Here is a 9,126-nt window from a genome sequence, read left to right as displayed (position 1 = left end):
TTTTCATGAAGTTTTAACCTTATTTTTAAAAATTAAACTTATTTAATCGGTTTTAGTAAATAAAAAGCTTTATATAAGATATTTGTATATACATATTCTTGAAGTGAGATTTAAAGCTCACGGATGTTAAAAAAAATTGTTATGGAGGTAAATTATTTTGAACAAACAATTATTGCTCACTACGCTTTTAGTGCTTTCGATAATATTATCCGTAAGTGCAGTATCCGCTAGTGAAATAAATGTTACAGATTCATATACTACTAGCTTAGTAGATGACACGACAGATGTATCAGTCCCAATGGAGAATACTGCTGATTCATCAGTGCTTTCTGTATCAGATGTTGATAATGATTCATCTAAAGTTTCTCTATCAAGTGAAGAAGTTTTAGAATCTGAAGATTCAAATACTTTATCAACTAACTCGGACAGTAATGTACTTACAAGTGAAAATGGGGCCACTGTTGCTTCGGACAAGTTAGGGGCAGCTGGTGGTGATTCTTCAAATATAGACTTATCAAAAACAGTCACTTCTAATGACATTACTAAATATTATAAAGGAAGCGCCCAATACACTGTTACATTTTTAGATAGTAAAGGAAATGTCCTAAAGAATACCAATGTAAAAATAAATGTAAATGGTGTAGATTATACTAAAAAAACTAATGCTAAGGGAGTTGCTTCTTTGGATGTAAATCTTAAACCGGGATCATATAAGGTCACAGCGACCAATCCTGTTACAGGATATAAGCTAACCAATACCTTTAAAATTTTATCAACAATAAGTGCAGATGATGTAACTAAAGTCTACACAGACGGCAGGAAATTCACTGCAACATTTTTAACAAGTGAGGGTAAGCCGTTGGCCAATAAGAATATCAAGTTTAAGATTAATGGAAAAACTTACACTAAGACAACAAATAGTAAGGGTGTAGCCAGCCTGACAATGTATAACCTGAATAAAGGTACTTATAAAATGGTATCCTATAATGCAGATGGTTTAACTGCAACCAATACTGTTAAGGTAGTTTCTTCAACTACTTCTAAACTTACAACTAAGGAATATGTTTTCCTTACCAGCGACAGTAAAAAGATTAAAGTAAAATTGCTCAATGGTTTAGGCTATGCTCCAGGAAAAGGAAAAACAATCAAATTTAAGATTAATGGTAAGACATATACTTCTAAAACTAATGCTAAAGGTGTAGCAAAACTTAAACTGCCTAAATTAGATCCGGGAGTATATAAAGTAAAATATAGCTTTGATGGAAATAGCTTTTATAAAGCTTCTAGCGCTTCAGACATAGTTACCATCATTCCAAGTAAAACTCCAACATTGACTGTAAAAAGCAAAACTACATTTGGTGAACATTCAAGCACACCATTTAAGGTGGCCTTAACATCAGGAAATGTTCCTTTAAAAAATAAGAATATTACATTCACGGTCAATGGTAAGTCTTATATCAAAACAACTGATGGTGACGGTATTGCATCCCTTCCGATTAATCTGGCTACTGGCAAATACACTGTCAGTTATTCATTCAAAGGGGATTCAAAAGTGGATGCCAAAACTGCATCTAGCGCTATTACTGTTAAGGATAGGACAAAAACCAAAATAACTTGGAAAAGCGGAACTTCCTTCTATCAAGGTGCTCAAACTTATAAAGTATTATTGCAAGATTCATCTAACAAAGCTTTGGCTAATAAAGCTGTTACATTAACTGTAAACTCTCAAACATATTCAGCTACCACTGCTTCAAACGGATATGCTACATTTAGCGTGAATGTCCCTGTCGGCACATATTCCGTTGCATTTTCATATTCCGCTAGCGGCGATAATGATTATGCTTCATGTTCTGGAAGTGCAAAAATTTCCGTTTTAAAGAAAAACACTACCGGATATGGATATTGGGTTTACGGTGAAGACATGAAAAGTGTCAACTTAAAAAATTTAGCTTCCCAAGGAACCACAGACATATTCCTAAACTATGCTGCAGTTGATAAACATGGTAAGACAGCTGTCGAATCATGGATTGCAAGCGCAAATAAGTTGGGAATTAACGTTCATATTTGGATGCAGACATTCTATCAAGGTGGAAACTGGACTAATCCAGTCAAAAGCGGTTCACCTAATACCGCATTTTTCAATCAAAAGATAAGTGAAGCAAAAACATATGCAAAAATCAAAGGTGTTTGTGGAATTCACTTTGATTATTTAAGATATCCGGGTAATGCTTACAAGACTGCTGGTGGTACAGCAGCAATCAGCGAATTTGTAAAATCCGCAACTGAAGCAATTCATAAAATTGACCCTAATCTAATTGTTTCCTGTGCTTTGATGCCGGAAACAACAAGCAATGCATATTATTATGGTCAGGATTATTCTGTAATCAGTAAATACATGGATTTAGTCATTCCAATGATTTATAAAGGAAATTATGGAAAATCCTCATCCTGGATTACTACAGTCGCAAAATGGTTTGTAAGCAATTCTGTAAATGCTCAGGTATGGGTAGGTATTCAGGGATATGTCTCTGATGATGATGTAACCAATTTAAGTGCTGCAAATCTTAAAAAGGATTCTCAAGCAGCATTGGATGGTAAAGCTTCTGGTTTAATCATATTCAGATGGGGTAATACCAAATTCATTGATTTCAAATCTTTATCAGACCAGTCTACCTCTCCGTCCACTACTGGATCCGTATCTGTCTCTGATGTTGTAACTGCTGCGAACACTTTGGCCAGCACAATCAAATCCAAAAATTCAGTTCCATCAACCGTAAGTGTAGGTGGAGTAAGCTATTCAACTCCTCAATTCTTGTACATGATGACTAAGGCTGTTGAATACATTAATGCAGGCAAAACTTCAACACAGATTTTGCCGGTTTCCGTTGCTGCGGCTCCGAATCCAAGCGGTTCATCAAAAGCAGGTAATTTGACTAAAGCGCAATACCTTGATTTGGCATCAAGAATAGACACTTACATTTCCAAAAATGCTCAAGCTCCGAATTATGCAAACTCAACATTAGGAAACATCAAATATGATTCCTTAGTTGATGCATTTGCCCGAATTTTAGCATTTTATAAAACTAATGATAACAGATTGCCGGGTTATGTGAAAATGGATGCAACTTCATCATCTTCACAAGGAGGTACAACAACTGCTAAAACCATATCAATTAAGGATATAGTTACAGGTGCAACCAACTTGAATAAGTATTACAATAACAATGGTGTTTTGCCGAATACGGTTACTACTGGTGGAGTCACATTCAAATTGCCGGAATTCCTGTATCTGATGAGCCAGGCAATTTACCAAATAAATAATTCAAATACAAAAGATATTGCTTATATATCTGGTGTTTCTGCTCCAGGCAGTCCTTCCGGTGATAATATCAATTCTGCCAGTTTGGATTTGGATAAATATGTGACTGTTGCAAAGAATGTTGCAAATTACATTAACACCAATAAAAAGGCACCTAATTATGCTTCATCCGATGCTGGAAAAATTATCTACTCAGAATTGGTTGATGCATTCTCACGTGTATTGACATTTTACGGCACAAATAATCGTTTGCCAGGTTCTGTGACTGTGAGCTATTCAGCATCCAGTTCAAGTTCTAGTGCTACCGGCAGTGGATTAAATGAGAAAAACACTATTTCAAATCTTACTGTATATCTAAAGTCATCTACTAACTGTCAAGTAGGTAACTCTCAAATTAAATCATTAGTTAATTCCTTGACTAGTGGGTTAAAAACAGATACTCAGAAAGCTACAGCAATATTTAACTATGTAAGAGATACTTTATCATATAGTTTCTATTATGATACTAAATACGGTGCTGTAGGGGCTCTTAATGCAAAAGCAGGAAATTGTGTTGACCACTCACATTTATTGGTTGCAATGTTTAGAACTGCAGGTCTTGCCAGCAGATATGTTCATGGTACCTGTACATTCAGTAGTGGAAGTACTTATGGTCATGTCTGGACTCAAGTGTTAATTGATGGAAAATGGACAGTTGCTGATGCAACAAGTTCTAAAAACTCTCTTGGTAAAGTAAGTAACTGGAATACCAATTCCTTCTCTCTTAAAGGAATATATTCAAGTATTTCATTCTAAATACTTACTTCTTTTTTTATTTTTTTTAATATTTCATGATGATTTTTTAGGTATAACAAAACTTTTTTATACTTTAAAGCATATAATTTTAAATATATTTAAAAAGGTGACATCATGGCTGAAGGTCAGATTAGTGAAAATATTGAAGAATATCTGGAAGTTCTCTATAGGAATGGTAGTAATGGAGAACAAGTTTCTACTACTCAATTATCAAAAGATCTTGGTATTGCACCCGGAAGTGTAACTCAAATGCTTAAGAAATTGGAAAATTTGGGTTATATTAATTATGTTCCTTATAAAGGAGCTGTTTTAACTGAAGAGGGCATGAAAATCGCTCAAAAAATCACAAGAAAACATAGAATATTGGAAATATTCCTGAAAGAAGTTCTAATGATTAATGAGGAGAATATTCATGACCAAGCTTGTGAAATGGAACATGCATTATCTGATGAGGCTGAAAGGGCTTTATGCAATATGTTGAAAAATCCAGATGTATGTCCAGACAATAATGTTGTTCCAGCTTGCAATTTTGATTTTGATAGTTGCCAGCAATGTTATTCCCAAAAGAATTTTGACCAAATCGTCAATAGGGAGTTTAATCTATTATCCATTTCCGAGTTAAACTCCGATGTTGAGAGTACAGTTTCATTTATTCGTGGAGATGATGAACTTTTAGATGATATTGCTGATTTAAACATTAAAATAGGTTCAGATTTCAAATATGAATTTAATGAAAATCGTATGGGCAACTATTATTTGGTTACAATTGATGGTGCTGAGTTAAATATCCCTATAGAAATGGCTAATAATATTTTTATTAGGGTTTAACTTTTCTTTTTCTTTTTTTCAAGATATATTTATATAATATTTATTTCAAATTTAATAGCAATAATATAATTATATTATCTTTTTTGGTGTTTTAATGCGCGGTAATTTATCAGATGAAATTGTTTCTATTAAGATTGAAGAAGGAAGTAAAAGGCCTATAGCTTTGCATGAAAAAAGCTTATTTGGTAAAATTGAAGCAGATTACTTAAATCTTTCTTTGATTGAGGCCTGCTACTTACTTGAAAAAGGTCGTTTAGATATTTATGAAGATGATATCGAATGTAGCTTAGGATACATGATTGACCTTTTAAAGGAACGAGAGATTTATGGTAAATATATTGTTTACCGAGATTTAAAAGACCGTGGTTTTGTAATTAAAACAGGATTTAAATTTGGGTCCGAATTCAGATTGTATAATCGTGGAGGAGGTCCTGGTCAAACCCATTCAAGCTATTTGGTTAAAATTATTTTCGAAAACTATAACATTAACGCACTTGACTTTGCAAGCTATGTTAGAGTTTCGCATGGTGTCAATAAAAAACTGCTTTTAGCTATAGTTGATGAAGATTTTGACATTACATACTATAATATTGAATGGACAAGGCCTTAGTTTATATAAAAGAAGCTATTATATTTTGTATTGTATACTATTTACTATTTAATAATTTTAATCAAAAGTTTAATTTAGAGAGATTGTAGGTGATAATGTGGCAGAGTTAATTGATCCATGGGCATCATTTAGCCTAGATTATGATAAGTTGGTTAATCAGTTTGGTATTGGAAAAATTTCGGATATTTTAAGTGATATCAAAAATCCTCAAAAATTGATGAAAAGAGGAGTAATATTCGGACACAGGGAATTTGATGAAATTAATAATTTAATTAATCAGGATAAAGATTTTGCGGTTGTAACAGGTATGATGCCAAGTGGCCAGATGCATATAGGCCATAAAATGGTAGTGGACCAATTGAAATGGTATCAGGAAAAAGGTGCAATGCTCTCCCTTCCAATAGCTGATTTGGAATCATATGCCGCTCGTGGAATGAGCTTTGAAAAAGGCCGTGAAATTGCAGTCGATGAATATCTAACAAATTGGATTGCATTAGGCCTTGACCTTGAAAGGGACAATGTCAATGTTTATCTTCAATCTCAAAACAAGTCATTGCTGGATTTGGCATTTAAGGCTTCTAGCAAAACTAATTTCAATCAACTTAAAGCTATTTATGGATTTACTCCATCTACAAATATTGCTCATGTTCAAGCGCCATTGGTTCAGGTGGCAGACATCTTGCTTCCTCAAATTGAGGAATTTGGAGGTCCGAAAAAGGTTGTCGTTCCTGTAGGAATCGACCAGGATCCTCATATTAGACTGACAAGGGATATTGCTCAGAAACTTCATGAGGATTTAGGATTCTTAACTCCAGCATCAACTTACCACAGATTCCTCACAGGTTTGACTGGAGATAAGATGAGCAGTTCTAAACCTGCTACTGCAATATATCTCAATGATGATATTAAAGATGCTGTCAAAAAGGTCAAATCAGCCAAGACAGGTGGAAGGGAATCTCTCAAAGAACAGCAGGAGCTAGGTGGAGAAGTCGACAAATGTGTAGTGTATGAAATGCTGTTATACCATTTCATTGATGACGATGAAGAACTTGAAAAGATTAGGGCAGACTGTTTGAATGGAACTCTCCGTTGTGGAGACTGCAAAGTCAGAACTGCTGAACTTATGGAAGAGTTCATGGAAGATTTAAAGGAAAAACAAATTGAAGCTCGCGAAATCGCAAAGACTTTGATATAATGATAAATGAAATTAAACTGGCATTCAGCGAAAATAAAAGAGCTATTTATATCTCTATAGCTATTCTGTTTGTATGTCTGATTTTAGGATACATGTTGGAACCTTATTTGTATGCCTATCTGAATCCTGTAGTTGAGGAGTTAACCAAAAAGGTTCAGTCAGGAGCTATTAAATTAACATTCACGGATATTTTTCTAAATAATCTGAGAGTCATTGTTCAGATGTTCCTGATGGGAATAATCTTCTGCTTTTCAGCTTTAATATTGGCTTTCAACGGATTTTTTGTAGGTTATTATATTGGAACTTCAGATAATCTTGTCCAGGTATTGCTGTATATTATTCCTCATGGAATTTTTGAGTTTTCTTCATGCATTCTGGCATGTGCAGCAAGTTTTGTGCTGTTTAAATATGTATTCAACCTGATAAAATCATTTTTAAAATCAGATAATGATTCGATGGTAGGATGCATAAAAGAGGCATTTGAATTAAACTATGAGATATTTAAACAGGCTTTGATATTATTTTGCGTTTCAGTAATATTGATGGCAGTTGCAGGATTCATTGAAGCCTATTTGACAATACCTATTGCCGGATATTTCATGTCAATCTTAAGTTAAACTATTTATAATATACATTAAAGAAATAATAAATGTGATTTTATGATAAGATGTGTTTCATGTGGAGAAGAATATGACGATGATGAAGTAATCTACACCTGTGAAAAGTGTGGATCTGTACTTGAGCTCGTCAATGAAATTGATGTTTCTAAGGATATATTTGATGGTAGAAGAGATAATTTATGGAAATTCAAAGAATGCATTCCTGTAGATGAAAGCAAAATCGTTTCTCTTGATGAGGGTGCAACTCCATTCTGTAAATGTGATAAGTTAGGTGATGAGCTTGGAGTAAACTTGTATGTTAAAGTCGAAGGTTCAAATCCTACCGGAAGCTTCAAGGACAGAGGAATGACCGTTGGGATGACCAAAGCAATGGAACTCGGCGTTGATACTGTTGGTTGTGCTTCAACCGGAAACACTTCAGCATCCTTGTCAGCTTATGCTGCCCGTGCCGGTTTAAGATGCATTGTCTTTTTACCTTCAGGAAAAGTTGCTTTAGGTAAATTGGCTCAGGCAATGTTCCATGGCGCTGAAGTAATGTCAATCAACGGTAACTTTGATGAAGCTCTCGAAGCCATGACTGCTCTTGCATTAGAAAAACATCTTTACTTATTAAATTCCATTAATCCATACAGATTAGAAGGACAAAAAACAATTGGTTATGAAATTGTTCGTGATTTAGGATGGCAAGCTCCTGATAGGATTATCTTACCTGTTGGTAACGCCGGAAATATTTCAGCTATCTGGAAAGGTATTAAGGAATTCCATGATGCAGGATTTATTAAAGATGTACCTATGATGACTGGTATTCAAGCAGAAGGCGCATGTCCCGTAACTAATGCATTTAGAAAAGGGGACAGAAGAGTAGTGCCTGTAGAAAACCCGGAAACAATTGCAACTGCTATTCGTATTGGAGCTCCTGTAAGTGATATCAAAGCATTAAATGCAATTTATGACTCTAACGGTTATTCCGAAACAGTAACTGATGAAGAAATATTGGACGCTCAGAAGTTGCTTGCAAGAACAGAGGGTATCGGTGTTGAACCTGCTTCAGCAGCTTCAATTGCAGGTCTTAAAAAACTTGTGGATGAAGGAGTTGTTGACAAAGGTGAAACCATAACATGTGTCGTTACAGGACACCTGCTTAAAGATCCTAATACTGCTATTGATGCATGTACCCAACCTACAGAGGTTGATGCGGATATAGACACTTTAAGAAAAATTCTGATGAATAAATAAAAATTGCTTTAATCGGCTTATAATTTTTATTTCTTCTTTTAATTCTATTTTTATCGAACAAAATTTACACTTTTTTTATTTCAAGTCATGTATGAAAAACATTCTTAAAGACAATACTAACACATATCATGATATAAAATCTTGCTTTTTTATGTTGAAATTATTAAAATTCAGCTATGTAACACCAATAGATTTATATATAAGCAAATTAAAACTATTATTAACAAAATTAAAGAGGTGTTTAATAATGAGTGAATTACCAATTGCTCCTGTAGGAAGAATATTAAAAAATGCTGGTGCACAAAGAGTAAGCGATGACGCAAAAGTTGCTTTAACCGAAGCAATCGAAGATTACGGAAACGAAATCGCAGACAAAGCTGTAGGCTTTGCACGTCACGCTGGTAGAAAAACTGTTAAAGCTGAAGATGTAAAATTAGCAATCAAATAGATTTGCTATTATCTTGTAGATAGTAATTAATTTTACTATCTATTCACGCTTTTTATTTTTATTTGATTTTTTAAT

Annotated in this window: 7 protein-coding genes; all 7 read left to right on the top strand. The window is 34.1% G+C overall.

Features of this window, described 5'->3' with window-relative positions; all coding sequences use genetic code 11:
* The first annotated feature begins 157 nt into the window (after positions 1 to 157).
* Positions 158 to 4,114 (top strand): pseudomurein-binding repeat-containing protein, encoded by a 3,957-nt coding sequence (locus ACKI3D_RS09540; protein WP_407394037.1) that lies wholly within the window; start codon positions 158 to 160, stop codon positions 4,112 to 4,114.
* A 114-nt stretch (positions 4,115 to 4,228) separates the two neighbouring features.
* Positions 4,229 to 4,942 carry an iron dependent repressor, metal binding and dimerization domain protein gene (locus tag ACKI3D_RS09535; RefSeq protein WP_407394035.1) on the top strand — a complete coding sequence of 238 codons (714 nt, stop codon included), beginning with the start codon at positions 4,229 to 4,231 and terminating at the stop codon, positions 4,940 to 4,942.
* Between the two features lie 94 nt (positions 4,943 to 5,036).
* Complete coding sequence (endA, locus tag ACKI3D_RS09530) at positions 5,037 to 5,552, top strand: tRNA-intron lyase (protein ID WP_407394033.1); 516 nt, start codon at positions 5,037 to 5,039, stop codon at positions 5,550 to 5,552.
* Between the two features lie 97 nt (positions 5,553 to 5,649).
* Positions 5,650 to 6,747: a tryptophan--tRNA ligase gene (locus ACKI3D_RS09525; protein ID WP_407394031.1), complete on the top strand. Its 1,098-nt coding sequence runs from the start codon at positions 5,650 to 5,652 to the stop codon at positions 6,745 to 6,747.
* The gene (locus ACKI3D_RS09520; protein ID WP_407394030.1) at positions 6,747 to 7,364 is read left to right on the top strand and encodes a stage II sporulation protein M; all 618 of its coding nucleotides are present in this window, start codon (positions 6,747 to 6,749) and stop codon (positions 7,362 to 7,364) included. Before ACKI3D_RS09525 ends, ACKI3D_RS09520 begins: the two co-directional genes overlap by 1 nt.
* A 42-nt stretch (positions 7,365 to 7,406) precedes the next feature.
* Positions 7,407 to 8,603, top strand: coding sequence for a threonine synthase (gene thrC, locus ACKI3D_RS09515; RefSeq protein WP_407394028.1), 1,197 nt, complete (start codon positions 7,407 to 7,409; stop codon positions 8,601 to 8,603).
* A gap of 247 nt (positions 8,604 to 8,850) precedes the next feature.
* Positions 8,851 to 9,051: a histone family protein gene (locus ACKI3D_RS09510; protein ID WP_407394026.1), complete on the top strand. Its 201-nt coding sequence runs from the start codon at positions 8,851 to 8,853 to the stop codon at positions 9,049 to 9,051.
* The last annotated feature ends 75 nt before the right edge of the window (positions 9,052 to 9,126 follow it).

This window comes from Methanobrevibacter sp. (genome assembly GCF_045586545.1).
Taxonomy (GTDB): domain Archaea; phylum Methanobacteriota; class Methanobacteria; order Methanobacteriales; family Methanobacteriaceae; genus Methanocatella.
The sequence above is the reverse complement of the archived record's forward strand: the minus strand, read 5'-3'. Positions and strand labels throughout refer to the sequence as shown.

What these genes read in the sequence shown, in the direction of transcription:
- ACKI3D_RS09535 (WP_407394035.1), top strand. Translation starts at nt 4,229, where the DNA reads ATGGCTGAAGGTCAGATTAGTGAAAATATTGAAGAATATCTGGAAGTT.
- endA (WP_407394033.1), top strand. Translation starts at nt 5,037, where the DNA reads ATGCGCGGTAATTTATCAGATGAAATTGTTTCTATTAAGATTGAAGAA.
- ACKI3D_RS09520 (WP_407394030.1), top strand. Translation starts at nt 6,747, where the DNA reads ATGATAAATGAAATTAAACTGGCATTCAGCGAAAATAAAAGAGCTATT.
- thrC (WP_407394028.1), top strand. Translation starts at nt 7,407, where the DNA reads ATGATAAGATGTGTTTCATGTGGAGAAGAATATGACGATGATGAAGTA.
- ACKI3D_RS09510 (WP_407394026.1), top strand. Translation starts at nt 8,851, where the DNA reads ATGAGTGAATTACCAATTGCTCCTGTAGGAAGAATATTAAAAAATGCT.